The organism is Pseudomonas sp. NMI760_13 (assembly GCF_021283245.1).
In the GTDB taxonomy this organism is placed as follows: domain Bacteria; phylum Pseudomonadota; class Gammaproteobacteria; order Pseudomonadales; family Pseudomonadaceae; genus Aquipseudomonas; species Aquipseudomonas peradeniyensis.
In genome coordinates, this window is record NZ_JAJSRC010000097.1 from 1 (window position 1) to 465 (window position 465).

Genomic DNA, 465 nt, shown 5'->3' on the forward strand with positions numbered 1-465 from the left:
TTCGATCTTGTTGACGATCGAAGGCTGGCCGCCGACGAACACATCATCCGGTGCGGTGATGGTGAACGTGCCACTGGCGCTGCCTGCCGGGATGGTGACCTTGGTGCCATCGGTCAGGGTGAAGGTCAGGCCATTGTGGCCGTTGACCGGCAGCCCTTGGGCGTTGGTCAGGGTGACGGTGTAGGTGATCTGGCCGCCTTCGGACACAGTGGTCTTGTCCGCAGTCAGGGTCGCGACCACTTCACTGACGGTGTCGGTGATCTGGACGGAGGCGTTGCCACCCAGTTCCAGATTTTCGAAGGCCTTACCGTCAACGGCGGCATCGGTGATGCCGACGGTCAGGGTGTCGCCATCTTTGAAGACGTCGTCGCCCTGGGCCTTGGCTTTGTACTCGGCTTCGGTCTGACCGGCTGGAATGACGACTTTGTCGCCGTTCGACAGGGTCACGGTCAGGTCGTGGTCGAG

1 protein-coding gene is annotated in these 465 nt (G+C 61.7%); it reads right to left on the reverse strand.

Features of this window, described 5'->3' with window-relative positions:
- A partial coding sequence (locus LU671_RS29340; RefSeq protein ID WP_332880108.1) for an immunoglobulin-like domain-containing protein occupies positions 1 to 453 on the reverse strand: 453 nt, incomplete at its 3' end.
- Positions 454 to 465 lie beyond the last annotated feature (12 nt).